13 protein-coding genes and 11 pseudogenes are annotated in these 25,840 nt (G+C 60.3%); 14 read left to right on the top strand and 10 right to left on the bottom strand.

Features of this window, described 5'->3' with window-relative positions; all coding sequences use genetic code 11:
• Positions 1-208 precede the first annotated feature (208 nt).
• The 11 genes and pseudogenes from B5V02_RS18240 to B5V02_RS18300 all read left to right on the top strand — a co-directional run bounded on the left by B5V02_RS18240 (position 209) and on the right by B5V02_RS18300 (position 10,933).
• Positions 209-1,063, top strand: a complete 855-nt coding sequence (locus tag B5V02_RS18240; RefSeq protein WP_111545548.1) for a class I SAM-dependent methyltransferase — start codon at positions 209-211, stop codon at positions 1,061-1,063.
• Between the two features lie 216 nt (positions 1,064-1,279).
• A pseudogene (locus B5V02_RS18245) lies at positions 1,280-1,546 on the top strand (transposase); the annotation flags it as partial.
• A gap of 993 nt (positions 1,547-2,539) precedes the next feature.
• Positions 2,540-3,687, top strand: a pseudogene (locus tag B5V02_RS18250) (porin).
• A 192-nt stretch (positions 3,688-3,879) separates the two neighbouring features.
• Positions 3,880-4,227, top strand: coding sequence for a hypothetical protein (locus tag B5V02_RS18260; RefSeq protein ID WP_146606085.1), 348 nt, complete (start codon positions 3,880-3,882; stop codon positions 4,225-4,227).
• Between the two features lie 416 nt (positions 4,228-4,643).
• Positions 4,644-5,396, top strand: a complete 753-nt coding sequence (locus B5V02_RS18265; protein WP_111545551.1) for a carbonic anhydrase — start codon at positions 4,644-4,646, stop codon at positions 5,394-5,396.
• A 1,111-nt stretch (positions 5,397-6,507) separates the two neighbouring features.
• On the top strand, positions 6,508-7,179 hold the full coding sequence (locus tag B5V02_RS18275) for a winged helix-turn-helix domain-containing protein (protein ID WP_111545553.1): 672 nt from the start codon (positions 6,508-6,510) through the stop codon (positions 7,177-7,179).
• Positions 7,180-7,304: 125 nt separating this feature from the next.
• Positions 7,305-8,671, top strand: a pseudogene (locus tag B5V02_RS18280) (type II and III secretion system protein family protein).
• A gap of 64 nt (positions 8,672-8,735) precedes the next feature.
• Positions 8,736-9,203, top strand: a pseudogene (locus B5V02_RS18285) (ATP-binding protein); the annotation flags it as partial.
• A 150-nt stretch (positions 9,204-9,353) separates the two neighbouring features.
• A pseudogene (locus B5V02_RS41610) lies at positions 9,354-9,488 on the top strand (cytochrome P450); the annotation flags it as partial.
• A gap of 1 nt (position 9,489) precedes the next feature.
• Positions 9,490-9,776 (top strand): annotated as a pseudogene (locus B5V02_RS18295) (ferredoxin); the annotation flags it as partial.
• 134 nt (positions 9,777-9,910) lie between these two features.
• A complete protein-coding gene (locus B5V02_RS18300) occupies positions 9,911-10,933 on the top strand; it encodes an IS110 family RNA-guided transposase (protein WP_111545554.1) in 1,023 nt (340 codons plus the stop codon).
• 107 nt (positions 10,934-11,040) lie between these two features.
• Here the strand turns inward: B5V02_RS18300 and B5V02_RS18305 are convergent.
• From B5V02_RS18305 to hisC, 5 genes and pseudogenes are all read right to left on the bottom strand, one after another.
• Positions 11,041-11,319 (bottom strand): annotated as a pseudogene (locus B5V02_RS18305) (IS3 family transposase); the annotation flags it as partial.
• A gap of 37 nt (positions 11,320-11,356) precedes the next feature.
• Entirely contained in the window at positions 11,357-12,730 is a 1,374-nt protein-coding gene (locus B5V02_RS18310) for an IS30 family transposase (RefSeq protein ID WP_167458548.1), read from the bottom strand.
• Positions 12,731-12,734: 4 nt separating this feature from the next.
• Positions 12,735-13,652, bottom strand: a pseudogene (locus B5V02_RS18315) (IS3 family transposase); the annotation flags it as partial.
• Positions 13,653-13,993: 341 nt separating this feature from the next.
• Positions 13,994-15,028, bottom strand: a complete 1,035-nt coding sequence (locus B5V02_RS18320) for an LLM class flavin-dependent oxidoreductase (protein WP_111545555.1) — start codon at positions 15,026-15,028, stop codon at positions 13,994-13,996.
• 113 nt (positions 15,029-15,141) lie between these two features.
• Positions 15,142-16,257: a histidinol-phosphate transaminase gene (gene hisC / locus B5V02_RS18325; RefSeq protein WP_111545556.1), complete on the bottom strand. Its 1,116-nt coding sequence runs from the start codon at positions 16,255-16,257 to the stop codon at positions 15,142-15,144.
• A 239-nt stretch (positions 16,258-16,496) separates the two neighbouring features.
• Here hisC and B5V02_RS42690 point away from each other — a divergent pair.
• Positions 16,497-17,869 (top strand): annotated as a pseudogene (locus B5V02_RS42690) (DEAD/DEAH box helicase family protein); the annotation flags it as partial.
• Between the two features lie 417 nt (positions 17,870-18,286).
• Here B5V02_RS42690 and B5V02_RS18335 read toward each other — a convergent pair.
• The gene (locus tag B5V02_RS18335) at positions 18,287-18,538 is read right to left on the bottom strand and encodes a hypothetical protein (RefSeq protein WP_111545557.1); all 252 of its coding nucleotides are present in this window, start codon (positions 18,536-18,538) and stop codon (positions 18,287-18,289) included.
• 371 nt (positions 18,539-18,909) lie between these two features.
• Between B5V02_RS18335 and B5V02_RS18345 the strand changes: the two genes are divergently transcribed.
• Positions 18,910-20,496, top strand: coding sequence for an NAD(P)/FAD-dependent oxidoreductase (locus tag B5V02_RS18345; protein WP_111545559.1), 1,587 nt, complete (start codon positions 18,910-18,912; stop codon positions 20,494-20,496).
• Positions 20,497-20,547: 51 nt separating this feature from the next.
• Positions 20,548-20,952: a c-type cytochrome gene (locus tag B5V02_RS18350; protein ID WP_111545560.1), complete on the top strand. Its 405-nt coding sequence runs from the start codon at positions 20,548-20,550 to the stop codon at positions 20,950-20,952.
• A gap of 804 nt (positions 20,953-21,756) precedes the next feature.
• Here the strand turns inward: B5V02_RS18350 and B5V02_RS18355 are convergent.
• The 4 genes and pseudogenes from B5V02_RS18355 to B5V02_RS18370 all read right to left on the bottom strand — a co-directional run bounded on the left by B5V02_RS18355 (position 21,757) and on the right by B5V02_RS18370 (position 25,833).
• Positions 21,757-22,506 carry an ABC transporter ATP-binding protein gene (locus B5V02_RS18355; protein WP_111545561.1) on the bottom strand — a complete coding sequence of 250 codons (750 nt, stop codon included), beginning with the start codon at positions 22,504-22,506 and terminating at the stop codon, positions 21,757-21,759.
• An 18-nt stretch (positions 22,507-22,524) separates the two neighbouring features.
• Positions 22,525-23,522 (bottom strand): annotated as a pseudogene (locus tag B5V02_RS18360) (ABC transporter substrate-binding protein).
• A gap of 55 nt (positions 23,523-23,577) precedes the next feature.
• A pseudogene (locus tag B5V02_RS18365) lies at positions 23,578-24,427 on the bottom strand (ABC transporter permease).
• A gap of 41 nt (positions 24,428-24,468) precedes the next feature.
• A complete protein-coding gene (locus B5V02_RS18370; protein WP_111545562.1) occupies positions 24,469-25,833 on the bottom strand; it encodes an LLM class flavin-dependent oxidoreductase in 1,365 nt (454 codons plus the stop codon).
• Positions 25,834-25,840 lie beyond the last annotated feature (7 nt).

Below are 25,840 nucleotides of genomic sequence, written 5' to 3' on the forward strand. Positions count from 1 at the left end.
CGTCCTGACCTGGTTTTCTGGCTGCCGCCAACGTCGGAGGCATCCCATAACAATGTCGCCATCGAGCTGCTTTTCGCGATAAAATGTCGACCATACCGGACCAATCGCCGCGGTGGCTGATCTCTCGCTTCGGAAACTCCGCAACCGCTTCTGTTAATGTCCTGGTGCCCCGAGAAGCACCGTCAATCATGATTCAAGGAAGGCCGCTATGGCGACGGCAGTAAGAGACTCCCACTCCTACATCATCAAAGGAGGTAAAGAGGGCCGGGCGCGCCTTGCCGTCATTTCGCGCGTGCTGGCGCCTTCAACGCAATCGCTGCTCGATCGCTTCGAGCCGCTTTCGGGTTCCACAGTGATCGATGCCGGCTGCGCGGGGGGCGATGTAAGCTTCGAGTTGGCGCAGCGGGTCGGGACTAACGGCCGCGTCGTCGGCATTGACTTCGACGAAAGCAAGCTTGTGCTGGCGCGCGAAGAAGCCGCCGCGCGCGGCATCGGCAATATAGGATTTCACAACGCGAACATCCTCCACCCCTGGCCGGCGGACGGAGCCGCGCTGGTTCACGTCCGCTTCGTGCTCACGCATCTTGCCGACCCTGAACGATTCCTCGAACGGGCATGGGAGGCGCTCCTGCCAGGCGGCGCGATCGTCACTGAGGACATCGACTACGGCAGTCAGTTCTGCGATCCACCCTGCCCGGCTTTCGACCGCTACGCCGAGCTCTATATCGAAGCGGCCCGTCGGCGCGGCGCCGATCCTTTCATCGGTCGCAAGCTTGTCCGGCTGCTTGAAGGCGTCGGGTTCGCGAATGTCGACTCAGCACTGACACAGCCATACGGCCGACAAGGGGATGTCAAGCAGGTTGCGCCGCTTACTTTCTCGGCAATCGCTAACGAACTGACGTCCTCGGGTATTGCCACCGGCGACGAGGTCGGTCGCGTCACAGCCGAGCTCGACGCATTTGCTGCGCGGCCTGATACCACAATGTCTTGCCCACGCATCTTCCAGGCTTGGGGTCGGAAGCCTGTGGGCGCTCAGTTCCAACCGACCAAGAGCGCGGCATAACCTGAGGATCATAGCTGGACAGATTTTCCGCTATGAGCCCAGCCCGAGCGGCGAGATGCTGCGCATGCACGGGACGGCCGCCTGGCCGGCACGGCAGGGCAGCGCAACGCGAGCTGTCGCGCGTCAGCCAATGCGAAAGGTGTAGCCGTAACCGTTGATCGCGGGTGCGCCGCCGAGATGCGCGTAGAGGACCCTCGACCCTTCTGGATCGAGCACCTTGATGTCGAAATTACGCGTCGTGCTCGGGAGGATGAGGATGCTCGGCGCTTGACAACGATCCCCGGTGTGGGGCCCGTGACGGCGACAGCACTGGTCGCGTTGGCGCCTTCCGCCGCAACCTTCAGAAAGGGTCGCGACTTCGCCGCCTGGTTGGGACTGACACCACTACAACGCTCCACCGGCGGAAAGCAGAAGCTCGGTGCAACATCGAAGATGGGCGAGCGAACACTGCAGCGCTTGCTGATTATTGGAGCGAGCGCCGTGGCGTCGTTCCGAGTCACGGCTGCGCGGTGTCGGCCGTTGCCGACGAGGAAACTTACCGGCCGTTTCTTATTTGGCTCTGGCGCGCTGTCTATCAGAGGACGTGGAACGGGATCATGCAGGTCCGCAGCGATCCTAAGTGCTGCTGACCAGTTGCTGAAACCGGGGCTGTGACCGCGGGCGCATGGTCGAAGCCATTCGCGCTCGGCGGCGCAAAGCGCCGGGTGAGCTGCACAGGGGTCTGAACAATTGCCCCGAGAATTCGCATGTACGGCTGCAGAACGGAACAGGCGATGCTCGGCACCGGTCCAAGTATGCGGCAGCAGGGCTCCCGCCTGACGTACCGAGCGGCGGCGGCGCATTGATGTTTCGACCCAGAGGCGACACAGCGAAAAAATGCTGTCGGTATCGAACAAAAATGTCACATATCGGACAGACGAACCGTGTCTCAAACGTCGGTTTCTCGTGGCTCAGCCTGACCCCAAAGCAAAAAACAAGTGAGCGCGACGAAGTTGCGCCGGCCAAGTTAACTGTGCGCGGAGTTGCGTCTTAGGATGGCACGTCGCTTGCTGCTCTGCATTGAAGGCTGACGGCCTATTCACAATAGCGGAGATGACCAATGGCGATTGGTTAGAAGTCCTGAATCCCCCCTGCAACTGAAAAGAGTTTGGCAGAACAGCTGTTTGGAGGCACAGCGGGCCAAGGCGCAGGCATTGCCCCTTTTTGAGCCTGACTCAAGTAGAATCTGACCTTTTTCAGGAAATGTACGATTCCAGCACAGTTGCTTGATCCGCAAAGGATTTGAGAAATCCGTCTTTGTGCTCGAGTAGCATCACAACAATGCTCTATGTATTGATCGATAACACCAGTTTTCATCGAATTTATTATTCATCAGGTTAGAAGGACTAACGCGATGGACACTGTCTTGCTCGCGGGATGGGCCAACGGTTCGCCCTTTGACGCCATGCGCCTCTAATTCTTGAATGGAGATCCAAAATGAACATGAGGGCCCTTCTTCTCGGCTCAGCTGCGGCCCTGATCTCCGTTTCCATCGCTCGCGCAGGTGACGAAGGCCCCGCGCCGGACCCGATGGAAAATGTCAGGATCTGCGACGTCTATGGTTCGGGCTACTTCTATATTCCCGGCACCGAGACCTGCATGCGCATCGGCGGCTACATCCATTACGACATCGGGCTCGGCGATGTCCGATCGTATGATGGGGCAAGAACCTCTGATGTGAGGACTGGAGAGGCTCAGGCACCTGGCGAAACAACACGCGTTTCACGTGCGAAACTTGGACCGGCCAGGAGACCGAACTCGGCGGGTTGAAGACCTATACCGAAACGCACATGAACTTCGGCAACCGCAACGCTTATTCGGGTTCGGACACTCCTCAGAACTATGCCTTCAACAGCGGCGTCGACTTCCGCCTGGATCCAGCTTGGTGGCCTCCGAGTTGGTAAGGACGGGTCGGCCTTCGACACGTTTACAGGCTACGCTGGCAAGGTCCTCGGCAACATACTCGTTCCGTACGGCGACTTCGATGCCAACGTGGCTCAGTACTACTTCGACGCCGGTACTAGCTTTTCGGCTGTGGTTTCACTCGAACAAGGGGCGGGTGTAGTCGGTACTCTCGACAGCCATGTTCCACACGTGGTCGTCGGCGTGAAACAGACGCAGGGCTGGGGCGCGATCACCGGCGTGATCGCTCATGATAGCAACTACGAAGCTTTGGCCGGCAAGGTCCGCGTCGACGTCAATGTCACCGACGATCTGTCGCTCTTCGGAATGTTCGGTACGGCTCCATCGGCAACCTCAACGATGACCCGCCCAATGCAGTCGCCGCTCATGGTCGCGGCTTCTACAAAATTTTGGGCGGCAACTGGGCTTTCTGGGCCGGCGCCACTTACGTGTTCGACGAGAAAACCTCGTTCAACCTTCAGGTCTCGGGTGATCAGCTCAGGAACTCTGGTGTGGCTGCAAACGTCGCCTATATGGTCGTTCCGGGTTTGACGATCACAGCCGAAGTCGACTATGACCACTACGGCAGCATCGGCACGGCCGACCGTTCCGGCGTGAACTGGACTCACGTCGGCAAAAAGAACAGCCTCGGCGGCATAATCCGTTTTCAAAGCTCATTTTAACGGAAAGAAACCTGCATCTCGTGGCTTGATTGAGCTGATCAGTACGCAACACTCGGAGACCATTACGGGGAGGCGCCGATTGGACGACTCCCTGTCGGGCCCGGCGGTGTCCGAGATCTGGCCGGCCGATTTGTGCCCGGACATTTTCTTCGATGCAACCCCGCACGCCGAATTCCTCTATGCCCGCGTTCGGTGGACGATCGAACGAGACCTTCCGAGGAAAAGGCCATTCTGCAGCGCTACGATCAATTTCGGCACCAGGTGGATGCCTTTAGCGACATGCCCGAGCGGGTGACTGAACCGGCATACATCGCCAATCTCAACCATGAATCTCACCGCGAAGATCGGCCCGAGGCCACGCAGTGGCTGCAGGCGTTCGACCACCGGTGTGAGCAACCAGTGGGCCAAGCTGTCGCGATGGCCCTCTTAAGACGAGCAACCCGCTCCTGGCGCCTGGTGTTCGCTTGGGTCAAACGCTTCAATATCAAGCACATCGAAGTGAGCGGGCGGGCGCCGCAGCCTGCAGATGCACTCTACTGATCCGAGCACTGGGGGTCGGCAGCACCGCGCATTCGCGTGAATGCATCTATATCGCGGATGGTCTTTATCGAAGCAATCGATTTCTCTAGTGGCCCGATGATGAATATGAAGGCCTCCCTTGGCGTGGTGGACAGCACCGGAGTAGTTGCATGGAATGTTTCTCAAGGGTGGCCCGGGGGCCATCTTCGGCAGCGAGTTCGACTGTGTGATCTGGGACGGCGAGGGCAGTCGGTCATAAAGGCAACGACGTATTCGGTGCAGACAGCCGGGGCGATCAACGTCTCGACACTGGCCGTTACAGACCGCGATGCGCTGGTCCTATACCGAGCTGTTTGGCATAGTTGCGATGATGTTGCCACATCATAGTTGCGACCCCCAATTGAAAAGCCCAGTCCATATCCAGGAGCGAAAGCAATATGCATCGTCGTAATTTGATCAAAGGGTTCGTCGCACTCGGCGCATGTCCCATTTGCGCTGAAGCCGCGCGGGCCGCAAGCACCCATTGGGGATATGCCGGCCCGGTCGGACCCGAACACTGGGGCGATCTGGATAAGAGGAATTTCGTCTGCTCGGCGGGCACGCAGCAATCGCCGATCGATATCAAGGGCGCTGTCAAGGCGGATATCCCGCACATCGCAATAGGTTGGCACAAGGGCGGCGGCAGGATGGTGAACAACGGCCACACCATTCAAGTCAACCTGCCGCAAGGCAGCACGCTCACCCGCGGGGATCGTGTCTACGAACTGATACAGTTCCATTTCCATGCGCCGAGTGAACACTACGTCGGAGGCAGGAGTTTTCCGATGGAGGCGCATTTCGTCCATAAAGACACTGATAGCAATATGTTGGGTGTGCTAGGCGTGTTTCTGACGCCGGGCGCAACAAATGCCAGCTTTGCCAGCCTTGCCGCAGCATTTCCCGCAAGCTCAGACGAGGAGACAGCGGTTGACGAGATCGACCCCAACGGGCTTCTACCGGCTTCGCTTGGCTACTGGACATACGAGGGATCATTGACGACGCCGCCATGCACTGAAAACGTCGAGTGGATGGTTGCGACGGAACCGGTTGAGGTCGACCCAGCAGACATGGAGCGATTTACCTCACTCTATCCGTCGAACGCGCGGCCTATCCGTTCACTCAATCGGCGCTTCATCCTTGGCCTCGGCTGAGGTCCCCGCCACCGTCACCGGGCGAGGCCAGGCTGGCGCACTATATCGACGTCTGCTTCCAATATCGTGAGGATGCGCTCCGGGTCGAAGAGGCCCTTCGGGAGCTCAGCCTCACCTTGTTTGTCGCCGCGCAGCGGACCTCGTCAGCCTCTCGAAAGCTTGCCCGAGTAGGTCGATCATCTGATCTGTGGAAGTGAGGATAGCGTGCGCCCACACAAACTTATTGTTCATTGTAGCAGCTTGGCGGCAGGTGCAGCACGCCGTAGCGCAAGAGCAATCCGACAGGCCGGCCAAGAGGGGTTTGAGCAGCACTTGGACGAGGCGCACCGAGCCTCAGCCCAAGTTCCCGCGGCCAGCCTCTCGGGTCTGCCAGACCCGTTCCATCCTCATCTGTCTCAGGCAGACCTGAGCCTCATCCACGCCGCGGTTCGGGCAGACGCTGAACCGTCTGTGTCTCAAGAAGTCGACCGGCGGAGGAGCCCCGATTGTGGCTCGTGCTGTCCTGACTCCCCATCCTGACGACGCCGCGCTCACCAGAAATTACAGATTCGTCAGCGGCTACGTCATATAGGGGCCACAGACGCGAGACGTATGGGTGACAGTTCTCTCCGCGCTCAGGTTGGGCGGCGGCCAGGCCAGTGTCCAGTCCGCCGCGCTCGAGGCTCTGATGACCGAACGCAAACTCCAGCCGCGGTAAGAAGCATCAGCCTCACAGCGCGACCTGCGGTTCATCCAAGATATGGATGGTTACGATCCGAACAATCGATTTGTTGAAGTCACTTGTCGAAAGCTAACCCCGTGCGAGCCATGGAATCGTGGCACTGGAGGGCAAACGCTGGCCTGGCGAAGGCAGGGGGCCGCACGTAGGCAGGATCGATGATGCAAACAAATTGCAGACAGGGTTCGTGGCATGTTGGGCTGGCCAAACGATGTTTCTGCCCATCGACACTCTTCACACGTTCTATCCCCGCCAACTGCACGCCCGCAGTTCGCATGCTGCTGCGATTAGCCGTCCCAAAGAGGATTACGAATACTGCGACGAGTTGCGCGACTTGTGCTGTCGGCCTCTCAACAGTCCCGGTGACCTGTCCTACCATTGATAGGAGATGAAATGCGAACGCTATTCGTTGACCACCATGCGGATCTTACGCGAGCCGTGGGAGTTGCACTCGGGGATAGCGGTTTCGCCGTTGATGTCGTTCGCACACTGGAACATGCGTCCAGTGCATTTTCTTGCGCCACCTATGAAATTCTCCTGCTGGAGATGGCTCTGCCGGATGGCGATGGCTTGGATTGGCTGAAGCAGCTAAGGAGTGAGGGACATTCAGTTCCTGCTCTCGTTCTGAGTGACGTCGATGATCTTGAGAACCGAATTGCGGTTTTCAACGGTGGGGCGGACGATTTTCTGCTCAAGCCCGTGTGTACCAATGAGCTCATTGCCAGAATGAGAGCCGTTCTGCGGCGGTCAACGCAGATGACCGCCCCCATCATTGCCTTTGGCAATCTCCATTTCGATCCGATCGGCCGACAGGTTTCCGTTGCTGGTCATCCGCTGACGGTCGCACGCCGTGAACTGTGCATTCTAGAGCATCTGCTCAACCGTGCTGGCCGCATCGTGCCGCGTTCGCAGTTGGAAGATCATCTCTATTCGTTCAACGATGAAGTATCTGCCAACGCGCTTGAAGTTGGAATCTATCGCTTACGTGGATATCTGAGCAGATCAGGAGCAACGCCACGGATAAAAACTGTGCGCGGCGTCGGTTATATTCTTGAATGCGACTAGAGAGACATCCTTAGTTGACAGACTTTGAAAGAACTGCTTTGAAAATAATTCCAGCTGATTATTCTGACACCGATCGGCGACGCCCACCCACTGTCGGCTCGAGATCTACTACTGTTTCTCCTTACTTGGGCCGCCTCCTCTGCGCGCTCATTCTGTCATGTCCAGTTTCTGCCCTGGCCCAAGACATCGAGGATAACGGGGCGCCGCGTGCTGCTTCCAACATCATCGATGGCACGCTGAACCTTTCCTCTTCGCTCGGCAAGACTGTTCATTTGCCCGCGCCAGCCACGACCATCTTTGTTGCTGACCCGACGATCGCGGACTACCAGGCAGTCTCGAGCACAACCATCTTCGTCTTTGGGAAGAAATCCGGGCGGACAAGCCTGTTTGCCCTGGATGACAAGGGCGAGGCTCTCGCCGCGTTGCGTATTGTCGTCACGCAACCGATCGAGGAACTGCGCGCCATATTGAGGGACCAGGTTGGCGACTCTTCAATCCACGTGAGCTATACGCCGCGCGGCGCTATCCTTAGCGGTACAGCGCCCAATGCTGCGGTCGCCGACACCGCGAAAAGGGTCACTGAGCAATATCTCGGCGACGGTGCGCAAGTCGTCAATAACATCAAGGTCGCTGGGTCGTTATAAGTCAATCTCAGTGTGCGCGTAGCGGAGGTCTCCCGTAGCGCCATGAAGGCACTGGGCGTTAACCTCTCCGCCTTTGGACAAATCGACAATTTCAGAGTGGGCGTGTTAAGCGGCAGCGGCGGTGGCTCCGGTGCGGCGCAGGGTGGCGGTACAGCAGAAATCGGATTCAACAATGGTGCCGTCAACATCGGCGCGGTTCTCGACGCGCTCGCCAAGGAGCACATAGCTTCCGTTCTGGCTGAGCGAATCTCACGGCGATGTCCGGTGAAACTGCCAGCTTTCTCGCCGGCGGCGAATTTCCCATCCCTGTCCTGCAGGAGAACGGGCAAGTTTCGGTCGACTTCCGTCACTTCGGCGTCAGCCTGAAATTCGTGCCGACGGTTCTCAGCAACAATCAAATCAACATTCACGTAAAGCCGGAAGTCAGTGAACTAACGTCCCAAGGTGCGGTTCAAATCAAGGGTATCGTCGTACCGGCAGTTTCCACGCGCCGGGCCGACACAGTCGTCGAACTCGCCAGTGGGAGAGCTTTGCAAAAATTTCTCATCAGGCGCAACGTCAATAATAACGTCAATGCCTTTCCCTTTCTCGGCGAAATTCCGGTCCTCGGCGCCTTGTTTCGTTCCTCCTCGTTTCAAAAGGAAGAATCAGAACTGATAATTCTGGTTACGCCTTACATCGTGAGACCAGGCTCCAGTCCCAAGCAGATGAGCGCACCCACGGACCGGATGGCGCCGGCTTTGGACGGCGCTCCGACGAATTCGCCGGCAAATGCGCCGCGAGACCGCGCTGCTGCCCACACCGGCGCGCCAGGGGCCAAGCGCGGTCGCGGATTCATAATCGAATAGGTGATCGAATGGCTTTGCGGATCAAAGTTCTCCTGATCACAAGCACTGCGCCGATCTATGTCGAGCTGTCGGCGCCTTCGTCGCCGATCAGCGCAATGTCGTCCTGGTCGGCGGGACAGGCACCGGCAAGTCGCATCTGGCGATCGCCATTGCCCGTTCTCTCATCCGCAACGGCGCACGCGGGCGCTTCTTCAACGTTGTCGACCTCCTCAACAGGCTCGAGACCGAGACCCGTGCCGGCCGGCAGGGCCGCATTGCCGATCACCTTACCCGGCTCGACTTTGTCGTCTTCGATGAACTCGGCTATCTTCCCTTCGCCCAGGCCGGCGGGCAGTTGCTCTTCCATCTGGTCTCAAAGCTTTACGAACGCACCAGTGTCATCATCACCACCAATCTCGCCTTCGGGGAATGGCCGAGCGTCTTCGGCGACGCCAAGATGACAACCGCGCTGCTCGACCGCCTCACCCATCACTGCGAGATCGCCGAGACTGGCAACGAATCCTGGCGCTTCAAGAGCCGCTCTCAAAGCTGAAGTCCGAAAGCCAATCAGTCGCGCCCGATCAGGCTGTGCAACCCCAACCAGCTTCGCCTGATCGGGCGCTTACCGGCGTGCCTCTCAACACCGAAAGCCGGGGTCCCTTTTGCGCGAAAAAACAGGGTCCCGATTCCGTGGTCATTGACAGCCGAGAGCTTGCCGCAGATCCAGGCGCGCTTCCCCACGCTGGCATTGGCCGAGCAGCCGACCCGGGAGCCCTCCGCGTTCCTTAGGACGTTCCGCGCGCTGCCGGTGCGGCTGCATGCGCAGGCGGGGGGCTGAGATGCGCGTCGTGGTCGACCAGGCGGAACTACCGGGCAGTGCGTGCTGACGCTGCCGGGCACCTTTCGCCAGCGCGTACCGGACGGCGTGGCCGAAGTGTGCGTGGCGACGGTGCCGCAGGCGTTGCACGCCGCCGTGCGGCTCGCGGCCAGCCAGTGCCCGGTCGCCGCCATTCGGGTCATCGAAAGCGCTGGCGATGACGAGCGCGCCAGCGCCGACCCTGCGCCTTCTCCGGGGGAGCCGGGCGGCATGCAGCGCCAACCGCCTCAACAACACGCTCACGAAGATCATTCGAAAGGGCTCGCGTCATCAGATGCTGGCCTCCGTCCAGCCAGCATCTTGATGATGTGGACGCCCCCGTACCGCCGAGCCGCGGCTATGATGCGGGCCGGTCACTCGAAGCGATAAAAGGAGCATTCACGATGAAGATCACGACCGTTGGATTGGATCTGGCCAAAAGCGTGTTCCAGGCTCATGGCATTGACGAGACAGGTGCCACGGCGTTGTTGAAGCGGCTTCACCGCAAGCAGATGATGCCCTTCTTCTCGAGACTCCCACCCTGCCTGATCGGAGTGGAGGCATGCGGAACGGCGCATTACTGGGCTCGCATCCTCGCCGCCATGGGACACGAGGTTCGCCTCATTCCACCGTCTTACGTGAAGGCCTATGTCAAGCGCGGCAAGAGTGATGCACTCGATGCCGAAGCGATCTGCGAAGCTGTGCAGCGCCCGACGATGCGTTTCGTGCCGGTGAAGACGATCGAGCAGCAGAGCATTCTCATGACCCATCGCGCCCGATCGTTGCTCGTGCGCCAACGCACCATGATCGCCAATGCCTTGCGCGCGCATTTGGCCGAACTCGGTCTTGTCGCAAATCCCGGCATCGCTAATCTGGCGAAGCTAGCCGAACTGGCGCTGTCCGACGAAAATGCTTTACCAGCTCATGCCCGTACTTCTCTGGGGATTCTTGTTCGCCAGATCATGGCGCTCAACGATGAGATCGCGGAACTGGATCGGCAGCTCATGGCTTGGCATGCCGAGAGCGAGGCCAGTCGCCGGCTCGCCGGAATCCCTGGCCTCGGCGTGATCACGGCCACGGCTCTTGCCGCCACCGTCACCGATCCCGATCAGTTCCGCTCGGGCAGGCAGTTCGCCGCCTGGCTCGGGCTGACACCGCAACAACATTCCACCGGCGGCAAGACACGGCTCGGCGGCATCTCCAAGCAGGGAGACAGATACTTGCGTCGCTTGCTCGTCGTCGGCGCCACCGCCGTGATCCGCCACACAAAGGACAAGCCAACGCCCATGGCGAACTGGATCAGAAAGCTCATGGAGAAAAAGCCGTTCAAGCTTGTCTCCGTTGCACTCGCCAACAAGCTCGCCTGGATCGCGTGGGTCGTACTGACGCGCAAGGAAGCCTATCGACCTTACGAACTCAGAGCCTGACGAAACGCAGATCACCCGAATTGGTAACGGCAGTCGATGATGAGTAACGATCGAGCCAATGGTGAGACCAACCCGTCTGGCCTGCTGCCGGTTTTTCGGACACGAGGTTAAGCTAGCATAGCTTGTTCCTCGAACTCGACGGGGCTCAGATAGCCTAGCGTCGAGTGCCTTCGCCGAGGGTTATAGAAGCGCTCGATGTAATCGAACACATCCGCCCTGGCGTCATCCCTCGTCCTGTAGACCTTGCGGGCTGTCCGCTCGGTCTTGAGCGACGAGAAGAAGCTCTCCATCGCAGCGTTGTCCCAGACGTTGCCCGACCGGCTCATTGAACAGGTGATGCCGTGGTCGGCCATCAGTCGCTGGAACTGCTCGCTCGTATATTGGGCGGATTCAAACGGTCGTCGCAACACCGATTGTGTGTCCTCATGGCAGCAACTCGTCAAGCGCTTCTGCCGGCGTCTTCCAGTTCAAGGTCTTTCTCGGTCGAGCATGGAGGGCCGCGGCCACAGCGGCGATTTCGTCAGCGCTGTAGATGCTCAGATCAGTGCCTTTCGGGAAGTACTGACGTAGCAGCCCGTTGGTGTTCTCGTTAGTGCCACGCTGCCACGGGCTTTGCGGATCGCAGAAGTAGACCTGGACGCCCGCATCGATCTTGAGGCGATCATGCTGGGCCATTTCCGCTCCCTGATCCCAGGTCAGCGAACGGCGGAGTTCTTCGGGCAAAGTGATGATGGTGCGTGTAATTGCGTCGCGGACGGCTTCGGCTCCGTGTCCGGCAAGCGCAGGGCCATTCTTCATGCGCGGAGCTTCGCCATGCCCAGCGAGCCGGGGAAGATGAAGCAGCATCGTGAAGCGCGTCGTACGCTCTACCAGCGTGCCGATCGCCGAGCTGCCAAGACCAAGAATGAGGTCTCCCTCCCAGTGACCCGGCACCGCGCGATCGGCCGCTTCGGCGGGGCGTTGGCTGATCATGATCTCCGGCAAGACAAAGCTTTTGCCTCGCCTGCGTTCGCGCGCCCTGGGGACCCGCAGCACGCGCCCCGTTCGCAAGCAGGCCGACAGTTCGCGGCGTAGCGCTCCCCGACCCTGAACAAACAGGGCTTGATAGATGGCTTCGTGGCTGATGCGCATCGTCTTGTCGTCCGGGAAGTCGATCGGCAAGCGTCGGGCAATCTGCTCCGGGCTCCAAGCTCTGGCCCATCGCCGATTCTTTCGCGGGCCATGCCGGCGGCCCTTCCACGAAACGGCGGGACCAGGAACGGGAGCGCCGCTCGGGGTCATGACGACGCCGGCCAGTCTCTGCTCCACATAAGTGCGCAAGGTCGTGTTGAGCGCAAGCTTGGTCGGTTTGGGCCGACGGGCCGATCGCTCGGCATGCCATTGGGCTGTCGATGCACGATACTCCAGGCCACCGCTGCGCGTCGCGGCATTGCGTCGTAGCTCGCGGGAGATGGTCGAGGCGGATCGGCCAAGTTGGCGTCCGATCTCGCGTCTCGAAAGGCCCTGAATGCGAAGTAGTGCGATCTCCTCACGTTCCACAAACGAGAGGTACCGCCCGGACGGCGGCTTGGTCGAAGATCTGAACATCGCTGGTGCCATGCCGCCCGCCTGTCGGAACAATCTGGTACCGACAGGCTGCGACATACCAGCCGCCAATGCAGCATCCTCGCTGGTCATTCCTTGCGCGATCCCCAACCAGAATCGCTGGAGTTCAGATCGTCCCGCTACTGGCGGCCGTCCCGGTGACGGCAGCGGCGCTCGTCCAGAACGGTGTGACCGTCGCTTTCGAATGTCCATCGCAACCTCCTTCGTTCAGGTGTTGCGACGACCGCTTGAATCCGCCTTGCGATCCCTGGTCGGAGTGGTGCAGCAGGCTGTCCGGCTTGCCTCTCCTCCAGATCGCCATGATGAGAGCGTCAGTGACGAGCTGGGCCGTCATCTCGGCCCTCATCGCCCAGCCGACGACACGCCTGGAGAACAGATCAACGACGGCGGCAACATAGAGCCATCCTTCGGCGGTCCAGATATAGGTGAAGTCGGCGATCCATTTCTGGTTCGGTGCCGCCGCCTCGAAGGCGCGGTCAAGGAGGTTGTCCGACGCTGCCGAGCGCTCGCCAGTATCTTTCGGCAGCCCACGACGCCGAGGCCGGGCCCGCAGACCGTTCTCCCGCATCAAGCCGTTCGATGCGATGCAGTCCGCAGGAAAGCCCCTCTGCCAGAACGTCGTGCCAGACCCGACGCGCGCCGTAGGTGCGGTCGCTGCTCTTGAAGCTTCGGTCGATCCTGGAAACGAGGATCTCGTCATGCCGGGAGCGAACGCTGGGGCTGCGGCTGAGCCAGGCATGGAAGCCCGAGCGGGACACATCCAGCGCACTGCACAGCCATGCCACCGGCCAGATGCCCCGGTGCCTCGCGATGAAAGCGAACCTCACGTCACTTCCCTCGCGAAGTAGGCTGCGGCCTTTTTTAGGATGTCGCGCTCCGCCTTAAGCTTGGCGACTTCCTTGCGCAGCCGGTCAATCTCCAGCTGCTCCGGCTTCATCTGCCCATGACCGGGAAAGGCATGCTGCGGATCGGCCGATAGATCGCGCACCCATTTGCGCAGCACATTCTCGTGGAGATTGAGGTCGCGGGCCGCCTGCGCCACCGCGACGCCCCGATCCTTCACCAGCCTCACTGCCTCAAGCTTGAACTCGCGGCTGAACTTCCTTCTCTGCATTCCACTCTCCAGTTCCGTTAAACACCTTATCTCGGTGTCCACGAAACCGGCAGCAGGCCACTTCGACGATGTGCCTCAAGAAGCCCTCGACAGGATCCTCAAAGCCGGCTCGCAGACGTGATGACTGGCGAACGCTTCGAGAAGGTGGATAGCCGCGCAAGCTGGGGGAATATGATCGTGACAAGCTGTTGCGGATTGGCCAGTGGTCATGCGGACTTAGATTAGACTGGCTCGGCGCCGGCGCTGTTTGCTCATATGGTAAGGCATATACGTTAATCCCCCACAACCGTTTCGGAATGAGGAGCAGCGCTGCGGCTGCTCCTCCAATCACGTAACGGATTTCACGATGCGCCAACTCGAGCCATGATTTCGGATCGAATGGTCGATGCGGTGTATAGCGACGCATCCAGCGGCAAATCCCCAAATGCCAGTTGACACAGAAGATAATTAGCACCTGCCTCTTCCAGCTGATCAAGGAGAGCTTGTCGGACAGAAGCTGCCGTTCCCACGACGCACAATTCACTTTCAATTGCTGCATCGAAGTCCAGCGGCAAGTTTGGTGGAGTGGGAATGGCATTAAGTTCGTATAGAAATTTGAAGCTCTTGAGCCATCGTTCATAGGCAGGTGCTGCGAGCAAATACGCATCTGTTTCAGAACGCTCTATCACCACCATTCGGAGCAATCCAAGAAATGGTGCTTGGTGGCTAACGTCAGCATCGTGCATTCGAGCGGCGCGGAATGCGTCGGTAACGCTGCGAACAGATGTGCAAGGTCCAACGCAGGCGATGTTTGCCCCATTCTCGGCGGCCCAACTAGCCGGCTCGGGTCGATTGGTGGCGATCCATGTCGGCGGATGGGGATATTGGTGAGGTCTCAACGTCAACGGAACGTCCTTCAACTCAAAGTGGCGGCCCTGATAAGAAAGCGTCCCGCCTTTCATCGCATTGATGAGAATCTCGCTGGCCTCCGCATACTGTTCTGGTGCTGCTTCTACAGCAACCCCGAAGTATCCCAATTCAGTCGGGGCAGAGCCGCGCCCTATGCCGAGTTCGAGCCTACCGCCGCTCAACTGATCAAGCATGCAGATCTCCTCGAACGCACGCAGCGGATGATAGAGCGCAAGTAGCATTACCATGGGACCAACACGAAGACGGCGGGTTCGCTGGGCGACGCTCGCTAAGAACAAATTCGGTGATGGACCTCTGCCATGCGGCGTACAGTGGTGCTCTGCGAGATGATACGCATAAAAGCCATAGCCATCGCACGCCTCTGCTAGGCTCAGCCGATCTGCATATTGCTGGGCGATATCATCGCCGTTTTCGTCCAGATGATCGAAGATGCCGAAGGTCAAGCCCGAAGTAAAACTTTTCTTCAATTAATTCTTCTCCAAATTAGACATAATCTATCCTACTCGTTGGAACACCGGAACTCATAACACGTCGACACATATTACCTCATGCACCGCCCATTCAAAGCGAATTCAGACCTTTATGCTTCCGAGAACCGCGATTTCCTCCTAAAGCTCACACAGATGTGTTTGGCGGCAGCAAGGAATTTATCCATCTGCTCTTTGGTGCCAATGCTGATGCGAATGCAGTTCTTCAAATATCTGTCAGGAAAGCTGGCGACAAGTATCTTCTGCTCTTTCAACGCTGCTTGCCAGCATGAGCCCTCCTGTCCCGCCGGCACACGGGCCAGCAAAAAGTTTGCGTGGGAGGGTGTTACGGAAAAGCCAAGTTGCAACAGCGCCAGGGTCACTCGCTGTCGTTCATGCTTGATGTGCTTGTGGTTCTCTTCGTAGGCGTGGCGATGCGCAAGGATGCTTTTCCCGACCGCCTGCCCGATCACGTTCATGTTGAAGACGTTCTGGATGTTGCGCAGCCTGCCAATGATTTCTGGATGACCGAAACCGAAGCCGACTCGCACGCCAGCGGCAGCATAGCTCTTCGAAAAAGTCCTCAAGATCAAAAGATTCGAATGTCTATTGAGGAGGCGCAGGGCATGGTCGGGTGCAAAGTCGACGTAGGCCTCGTCCAAGACGATCAAGCGATCTGCTAGCTCCACAAGGCGTTCGATTTCGGCGACCGGCACGAATGTTCCGGTCGGATTGTTCGGATTAGCCAACAGAATGAACTTCGCGTCTTTTGCGGGGCCGAACAGCAGTTTTTCTATCGGCAAGGAATGAGCTTCGCTCGATGCGATTTCGAGAAACTCTGCACCCTGCAACATGGCAAGTTTTCGGTTGAACGAAAATCCGGGCGACAGCATCGCCACTCTATCTCCTGGGGCGAGGAAAGCTCTGTAGATGAGTCCGAGCAGTTCCGACGAACCGTTGCCGGCAATCACCTGATCTTTGGAAAGTCCGTAAGCGTCGGAGGCAGCTTCCCTTAAGCTGAGGTTGTCGTCTTCCGGATAAAGATACTGGTGTTCGATCGCAGCAATCGCACTTTGCATTACGCTCTTCGGCAACGGAAACGGGTTCTCGTTCGTATTTAGCTTAACGCAATTTGTATCCGTCGCTGGTCCGTTGGACGAGAGAGCATTTAACTGTCTGGCCACCTGCGAAAGAAGCGAAAGCACGGTTTTCAGTTTTGCATCGCACATATTCTTCTCCGTTTTTCAGTCCCGCAGGGGCATGCAGCATGAGGGCAATCGTCGACCGTGACTTGATCGACGTTCGGCTATGTCAGCGCTGCCTTCCCACCACCTTGGTTGGAAGCGCCGACCACGGCTTGGATTTGACACCGGGAAGCTGTCGAGAACCTGACGACGGCAACGTGTGGCCGACGGCCGATTCGGTGCAACAGACGCTGTGTCAACATCGCCTCGTGGCCAGACTTTGGCGTCTACTGCAGCATTGGCGCCATCACGAGTTCTCCAACCAGCAGCCGTTCTTCTGCCACATCGAAGCGGTCGAGACGGCAATCTGGCTGGCCGAGGTTGCGCGCGGGCGAAAGCAGTATGCGCACATCTTTCGCCACCTGCAGGAGGCCAATCGCGATGCAAACCCGGAACTCTTTCGCCTTGCCCTGAAGCTGGCGACGGGCGCCGGCAAGACGACTGTCGTGGCCATGCTGATCGCTTGGCAGTCGATCAACGCAGCACGGCAGCCGAACTCGTCGCTCTTCTCGCGAGGGTTCCTGCTGGTGGCCCCAGGCATCACGATCAAGGACCGGCTGCGCGTGCTGAATCCTTCAGACACGGACAATTACTACCGCATGCGCGAGCTCGTTCCGGCCGAACTGATGACCGACCTCGGCAAGGCCAAGATCGTTATTATCAACTACCACGCCTTCCAGCGCCGCAAGGCGCACGACCTCAACCCTGTCGGCGAACGGCTGATGCAGGGCGCACCGGCCGGCCGATCGAGAAGCAGGAGGCGAAGGCGAAACGCTCGCCCGCGCTTGCGGCGAGCTCCTTCACCTGAAGAACATCGTCGTCATCAACGACGAGGCGCACCATTGCTATCGCGAGCGGCAGGCACGGACGAGGAGTCGGAGGCGAAGGGCGAGGACAGGAAGGGGCAAAGAAGAACAACGAGGCCCGCGCCTTTGGATTTCCGGGCTGGAGGCGCTGAAGCGCAGGGTCGGTCTGCGCGCCGTCTTCCTGCGCGGCTCGGACTACGAGGAGGGCACATTGGGTGGTGTCGGACTTCAGCCTCGTCGACGCAATCTAATGTGGCATCGTCAAGCTGCCGCGTGTGCCGGTCTCGGACAATGCCGTCAACGCCGAGGCGCCAGTCTACCGCAATTTGTGGGACCACATCGGCAAAGTCATGCCGAAAAAGGGTGCGGGCAAGTCCGGCGAACTCGACCCGCTTTCGATCCCCGCCCAGCTCCAGACCGCGCTGATCTCCCTCTTCAGCCACTACAAGACAGAATATGACGAATGGCAGCGCGTGCCCATTCCAGTGCCGCCGGTCTTCATCGTGGTCTGCAACAACACGGCAAGCTCCAAGCTGGTCTACGAATGGGTCTCCGGATGGCAACGCGGGGGCGAGCGCCAGATGCAGACCATCCATCATGGGCATCTCGAGCTGTTCAGCAATTACGAGGGACTCCGGTTTCCGCGAAATGGCTACGGGCGAGATCGAGCAGTTCCGCCGCGAGAAGCAGGGCGCGAAGGAGCGGCAGCCGAAAACATCTCGGACAGCGAGCTTCTGCGCGAGGTGATGAACACGGTCGGCCAGAAAGGTCGCGTCGCCTTCGGACTGAGGGTCCTACAGACCGACCCGACCGAGGCTGACACCAGCGCGAGCGGCTTCGCCGCCCACTACAATGTAAACGCTGGCGTCGCGACGGGACGGAGCAAGGCGCTAAGCCACTACAACGCCCACATATCGACGAAGCCTGTTTCGGGCTGGCACCTCCAGCCAGGACATATCTTCAAAGCCGGTCAGGAGATGTGGGTGCGTGCGCGCATTGCGGAACCGGAGCGCGACCTCATAGCGCCCACACCTCAAGGACGCCATCGACGTTTCGAAGCCGGACATGAACTTCGCAATGCGAAGTTGCCTGGAGCGTCTTGAGGAATGCATCTCCGAAATCCCGGAGAAACACAGGCGTTAGCGAAAGCTTTGTCGCCCTCAATGCTTGTAGCCGAACATCATCTCTCCCCTGCGGTTATTCGATCCTCAGAAAATGCGGAATGGAAGGCGGTCCAGCCAGGCGCGAATGGCTGGCCCCAGCACCAAGTTCAGCCGGCTTTGCAGTCCTGTACAAGGATTCCGAAGGCCACCTGTTGCCCGCGTCGTCAGCAGATCGTAGATCAAATTCCACATCAGTTCGGCCATCTCCCCAGCCTCTTCCCCGGTCATCTGATCGAGCGTGGCATGCAGATGACCCTGCTGCGGATTGCTCGCCTTCACGGCGGTAAGCCGCGACATGATCTCTTGTACCGCGCTGCCATTTCATGACTGTTAAGTGCTTGCTTGGACAGGGTGGAATGACATGTACGCGCCTTCCAGCCGTTTGCGGATGTCGCCGAGCGACACCAGGCTGGACATGGCGATCGCGAATCTCTCACGGGCATACTCTTGTCCCATCTTCTTTCCTTTCGACCTGGAGCGTCGCCGTAGCATGGCAACCATCTCTTGCATCCGGCGCTCGGCGTCACGCGATCGATGGATGATCGCCAACAGCGACGCCAGGCCGTCGGCAGGCGGGTAGACAATCGTCTGAGGCCGGTCTACCGCTGACCCGCTGCCCCGCGCCCGGTTATTCTCGTCCTTGCGATCCCCCTGAAAGAGTAGCTCCGATGCTTCCTCCCCAACTCAGCCGCCGCGATCTCCTGACCATGATCGGCGCGCTTGCCGGCAGTGAGGCCATGTATCAGGCCATGACGACCCTGGGCTTCGCGCAGGAGTCGCCCTACAAGGGTCCGATCAAGCTGGACGGCGATCCGAAAGGGGCTTCCGTTCTCGTACTCGGCGGCGGACTGGCCGGCATGGTCGCTGCGTACGAGCTCAGCAAGGTCGGCTACAAGGTGCAGGTTCTGGAGTACAGGGAAAAAGCCGGCGGTCGCTGCTGGTCGCTGCGTGGCGGCGACAATTACACCGAGCTCGGCGGCTTCGAGCAGGAATGCAAGTTCGACGAGGGTCTTTATATCAATCCCGGCCCGTGGCGTATCCCTTACCATCACCATGCCGTGCTGGATTACTGCAAGCGGCTCGGCGTCAAACTCGAGGCGTTCGTGCAGGTGAACCACAACGCCTACTTGCATTCGGTCAAGGCGTTCGAAGGCAAGCCGCAGCGCTACCGCCATGTCAGCGCGGATTTCAACGGCCATGTCGCCGAGCTGCTTTCCAAGGTGACGAAGCAGGGTGGACTCGACCAGGCGGTCTCGACGGAGGACCGGGAGAAGCTGCTGGAAGCGTTGCAGAGCTGGGGCGCGCTTGACGAAAACTACGCTTACGTCGCTGGCACTCACAGCAGCGAGCGGCGAGGCTTTGATATTGAACCGGGCGGCGGCCAGATGCCGCTGGCCAAGCCATCGCAGCCGATAGGGCTCTCCGACATCGTGCAATCCGGCCTGTGGAGCAGCCTTAGCACTGGCAGTCTCTATGACTTCCAGACCACGATGCTGCAGCCGGTCGGCGGCATGGACATGATAGCCAGGGCGTTCGAGAGGGAAGTCGGCAGCCTTACCAAATACAACGTGAAGGTCACGGAGATCGACCAGGACGACGAAAGCGTCACCATCCGCTACGAGGATGCGCGAAAGGGCGGCGAGGCGCAGACCGCCACCGCTGACTGGTGTATCTGCACCGTGCCGTTCTCCGTGCTCAGCCAGATCAAAACCAAGGTGTCGACCAAAACGAAGGCGGCGATTGACAACCTGCCTTACGGTGCCGCGATCAAGGTGGGATTGCAGTTCAAGCGCCGCTTTTGGGAAGAGGACGAACACATCTACGGCGGCATCACCTATACCGACCTGCCCAACACGCTGATCTCCTATCCCAGCACCGACTATCACAGCCCGGGCAAGGGCGTGCTGCTCGGCGCCTTTTCATTGGAGGCCTGGGCTTACGAGTTCACGTCGCTGCCGCCGGAAGAGCGCATCCAGAAGGCGCTGGAGTACGGGGCTCAGATCCATCCGCAATACAAAGACGAGTTCGACAACGGCGTTGCCGTCGGCTGGCACCGCGTGCCATGGACGCTCGGCTGCTATGGCGAATGGACCGAGGAGAAGCGCAAGGAACACTATCATGCGGCAAGCTCGATCGACGGGCGCATCGCCATGGCCGGCGAGCACATCTCCTACATGCCGGCCTGGATGGAAGGAGCGATCCTGTCTTCGCTCGATGCGATCGGGCGTCTCCACCAACGCGTGGTCAGCGGCTGACGGCCCGCCGCCAGCCAGCTCGCCCTGACCGCAATCTGGAGACTTTTGGACATGAATCGGATCACCTCTTTCGCCGCCACCGTTGCCGTTGCGGCTTTCGCTGCGTTTCCTGTTTTTGGGCAATCGTCCGACTCGACCGGTTTTGGCGATGCCTCGAAGATCCAATCCAGAGATGGCGCCGGGATTTACGCGGCGATCTGCCGGGGTTGCCACATGCCGGAAGGCGTCGGCGCGGTCGGGGCCGGCAAATATCCGGCGCTCGCGAAGAACGAGAAGCTCGAAGCGGGCGCTTATCCGGTCGTCATGGTGGTCAAGGGTCAGAAGGCGATGCCGCCGCTCGGCTCCTATCTCGATGACGAGCAGGTGACGGCCGTGGTTAATTACATCCGTACCAATTTCGGCAACAACTACACGGATGCGGTGACTGTCGAAGACGTGCAGGCGGCGCGCCCGTAAACCCGGCCTGAAAGGTCATTGCAGGCGCATTACCGGCGGGCGCACGCTGACCTTCCTAGGCTCCGCGGCTATCTCGAACAGGAGTTGGTGCCGCTACGCTCTAAACTCCAGGCCACGAAAGCACTGGGCTGGAAAACGCCCGCTGAGGCGCTTGACGAGTGGTTGCGGTAGGTCAAACAGATTGGTGTTGCGACGACCGGCCTGAATCCGCCCAATTTTCGTGCGCTGCCCATTCCGGTCTTCTCAACCTGCACGGCACCCAGCCAAGCATGAGCCGCGTTGGCACTACGACAATGCGAGGCGGAAAGCTTCATGAAAACAATGAAGCAGGGAGTAGTGCAGGTCCTCAAGGACCCGGCCGACGCCCACCTAAAGGATCGGGACCTTCATCGAAACCATCTACAATCAGCAGCGGTTGCACTCGGCGCTCGACTATTAACCGCGGACTCGATGCCCTGTCAGCTATGCCTTCGGCTCCAACGTGCATATGTCGATTGGCTAAAGTAATGGAACGTCCAATAGACATTGCCAGAACCTAAACAGACCCATCAGACCTTTGCGTGTTGGGTACAAGACTTTGGTCCTGCCGTCTTCTAGTGAGGAAGAACGGAAGTGACTCGACACGAAATAGGGCCGCTTTGCATCAGGTCAAGGCGTCGGATGACTCTAGCTGGCGTTGGCCGGTGCCCATAGACAAGCGTTGGGGTAAAGGCGCTGGCCAAGCGGACAGCAGGTCCGCCGCAGGGACAAGCTAATATACTGAAGGCCGTTTCATAGATTTTTGCCAACACTTCACAGGCAGCCCTAGTGCAGGCCGAACTCCCGCAGCAATTCTTCGCGGTAGCGCACGAAGTGGCTTTCGCTGCGCTCGCGCGGCCGCGGCAGGTCGACGGTGATCAGCCCCGCCGCGCCGCCCTTCTCCTTGGGCAGGATCAGGACGCGGTCGGCGAGATAGATCGCCTCCTCCAGATCATGGGTGACCATGACCATGGTGACGTTCTCTTCATTCCAGATGCGCGCCAGTTCCTCCTGCATGGAAATCTTAGTCATGGCGTCTAGGGCGCCGAGCGGTTCGTCGAGCAGCAGGATCTCGGGCTGCACTGTCAAGGCGCGGGCAATGCCGACACGCTGCGCCATGCCGCCGGAAAGCTGGCTCGTGAATTCGCTGAGGCCTACCAGCGCGGTGTAAAAGCGCGCCCGCTCCTCGGCTTCCGCCTTCCCCAGCCCGCGCACTTCGAGACCGAACGCGACGTTGCCGAGCACGGTCAGCCAGGGCAGCAGCCGCGGTTCCTGGAAGATTACCGCCCGCTCCGCGCCAACGCCCTGGACTTGCTCGCCGTCGATCGCGACAGCGCCGCCGTCCGCGGTCTCCAGCCCGGCGAGGATGCGCAGCAGCGTCGTTTTGCCGGATCCGCTGGCGCCGACGATGACCAGGCATTCGCCGGAGCGGATGTCGAGGTTGAGCGAGCGGAGCACGGGAAGCCGGCGCCCGCCGTGGCTGAAGGACTTCGACAGATCGCGTATCGTGACCTCACCGCCGCGTGTGGTAACCATGGACTGCGCCTCCAATGCTCAATTGGTCTTGGTTTCGCCCGCGCGGTAGAGGATGTCGGCAGCCTTGAGCTTGCCTTTCGGCAAGCGGCCGTCACGCTCCAGGATGCTCACCCAGAAGTCGATGTCTTGGTCGGTCGCCGCCGCCTTTTCGCGCAAGCCAAAGCCCGTCCAATAGCGCGCCAGTTCGCCGTTTTCGCCGCGCTTGTTCAGGATGTCGGCCAGCACCTTGCGCGCCTCGTCGGGGTTCTGCCTCGACCAGTCGGCGGCACGTGCCGACTGGTCGACGAAGTTGCGGGCGGCATCCGGATTGGCCGCGATGAAATCCCGCCGCAGCACGACGAAGCCGCCGGCGATCTCGCCCAGCACATCGGTGTCGTTAAACACACCGCGCACGCCGCCATTGGCGACCAGCGCGCCGGCGAAGGTCGCCTGCCAGTAGCCGAGCCCCGCGATATCGACCTGACGCGAGCGTAGGGTCTGCTCGAGCTGCGGCCCGGGCACCACGACCAGCTTTGCCGCATCCGGCGGCAGGCCAACGCTGTGCAGCGCCTCGCGCACCGTGTAGTCGAGATGGGCGCCGAGCGTGTTGACGGAGATGGTCTTGCCGGCGATGTCGGCGATCGATTTGATCGGGCTGTCTTCAAGCACGTAGAAGACGCTTTTCACGTCCTTGTTGATGCCGTTGCTCGGATAGGCGGCAACGAAGTCATTGCCGCCTGCGATCGAGTTGATCACCGCCGGCGTAGCGGCCGACCCCGATCGACAGTGCCGGAGGCGAGCGCGAACAACGATTCAGGACCGCCACCGACATAGCCGACATTCTCGAGCTCGATGCCGAGGCCCTTGAAATAGCCGAGCTCGTCGGCGAGCTCATGCGGGGAGATGCCGCCGCGGCCGGCGAGATAGCGTATCTTGACGGAAGCAGCTTGCGACTTGGCGATCGCAGGCAACCCGGCGGCGATGAGGCCGGCGGCAAGCGGTGCGCCGGCTAGCAGGGAACGGCGAGTGATTTTCATGATCGGGTCTTTCCTGGGATTGAGAAAGGGCTGTCCTGAATTGAGTGGCGGCTGGTCAGCCTGCGGTATTGCTCCAGCGGCAGAGCCGCCGCTGCAGGCTGACCAGCGCCTGGTTGGCGATCAGGCCGAGTGCCGCGAGGATGACGATGCCGCGAACATCAGCGGGATCTGGAAGTTGTACTGCGCGTTCATCACCTGGAAGCCGATGCCCTTGTTGGCGCCGATCATTTTTCGGAAGCGATCAGCAACAGCAGGGCCGTGGTGGCGCTGAGCCTCAAGCCCACGAAGATCGAGGGCACGGCACCCGGCAACACGACGCGGCGGAACACGGTCAGCCGCGCAGCGCCATAGACCCGGGCCATTTCGAGCAGTTTCGGATCGACTTCCTTGACGCCGCTGGTGGTGTTGAGCAGCAGCGGAAACAAGGTCGCCCAGAAGATGACGAAGATCTTTGAGGTTTCACCCAGCCCCAGCAGCAGGATGAACACCGGGTAGAGCGCCAGCGCGGAGGTCTGCCGGAAAACCTGCAGGATCGGATCGAGCGCGGTTTCGACGGCGCGCACCTGGCCCATGAACAGGCCGAGCGGAATGGCGACCGCGACGGCGGCTGCGAAGGCAATGCCGGCACGTTGCAGGCTGATGGCGATGTCGCCGAGCAAGGCACCGCCGGCGAGCCCCTTCCACAGAGCGCCAACGATCATGTCGATCGGCGGCAGCACGGCGGCATTGACCCACCCGACGCTGCTTGCCAGCTGCCAGAACGCCAGGAACGCCAGAAGAACGCCGTAGCGCGACAGGAAGCGGGCGATGGCTCGGCCGCCGAGGCGCAGGAAGTCGGTGTCGAAGCCGGTTCCGCTGCGGCGTGCGCCGATCGTGATCGGCCGCTCGATGTGCTGCAAAGTCATCGTCTTGCCCTTCCTTGGAAGATTGTTGGCGCGTCGGAGGATTATTCGGCGGCCAGCGCGGTCGAGCGTGCGGCGGTCCACGGGTTTTCCGGCCGCCTGAGGCCAAGGTTCTCGCGGAGCGTACTGCCTTCGTAAGCCGAGCGGAACAGGCCGCGGCGCTGCAGCTCGGGGATGACCAGGTCGACGAAATCGTCGAGCGCGCCGGGCAGCCATGGCGGCAGGATGTTGAAGCCGTCAGCGGCCTCGCTGGTGAACCATTCCTCCAACTGGTCGGCGACCTGGGTGGCGCTGCCGATGACGGTGTAGTGGCCGCGTGCCGTTGCTACCCACTGGTAGAGCTGGCGGATGGTGAAGTTGTGCTCGTCGGCAATCTGGCGGATCAGCACCTGGCGGCTCTTCATGCCTTCGGTTTCCTTGCTCGGCGGCAGCGGCCCGTCGAGCCGATAACCCCTGATGTCAAGCGTCTGGCCGGCCAGCGCGTTGAGTAGGGCGGCGCCGTCCTCAGGCAGGATGAGGTCGTTCAGCTGCTGGTATTTGGCGCGGGCTTCCTCTTCGGTGCGGCCGACGAAAGGCGCTACGCCCGGCATGATCAGCACCTGCCAGGGATCGCGGCCGACGGCTGCCACGCGCGCCTTGATGTCGCGGTAGAATTCCTGCGCCGTCTCCAGCTTCTGATGGGCGGAGAAGATCACCTCGGCCGAGTGCGCGGCAAGCCCGCGTCCATCCTCGGACTGCCCGGCCTGCACCACCACCGGATGCCCCTGCACCGGGCGCGGCACGTTCAGCGGACCCTTGACGCTGAAATGCTCGCCCTTGTGATCGATGTCGTGCAGCTTGTCCTTGTCGTAGAAGCGGCCCGACTGCTTGTCGCGGATGAAGGCGTCGTCCTCCCAGCTGTCCCACAGCGCCTTGACTGTCTCGACATGTTCATGCGCCCGCTCATAGCGCTCGGCGTGGTTGGGTTGGACATCGCGGTTGAAGTTCTGGGCGGTCTCATCACCGGCCGAGGTCACGACGTTCCAGCCGGCGCGGCCATTCGACAACAGATCGAGCGAGGCGAATTTGCGCGCCAGCGTATACGGCTCCTCATAGGTGGTGGAGGCGGTGGCGATGAAGCCGAGATGCGTGGTAAGCGGCGCCAGCGCCGCGAACAGCGTCACCGGCTCGAAGCCCGCGATCTTGGCGTTGCCGCCTTGGCGGGCGCCGAGGCCGACCGTCAGATTGTCGGCCAGGAAATAGGCATCGAACAGGCCGCGCTCGGCGGTCAGCGCCAATTGCTTGTGGAACTCGAAATTGGTCGCGCCGTCGGCCGGTGCCTCGGGATGGCGCCACGCGGCGATATGCTGGCCACCGCCCGGGAGAAAGGCGCCTAGCTTGATCTGTCTGGATTTGCTGGAGCTGGTCATGGCTGAG

The sequence above is a fragment of the Mesorhizobium kowhaii genome (genome assembly GCF_003253745.1).
Classification (GTDB): Bacteria; Pseudomonadota; Alphaproteobacteria; order Rhizobiales; family Rhizobiaceae; genus Mesorhizobium; species Mesorhizobium kowhaii.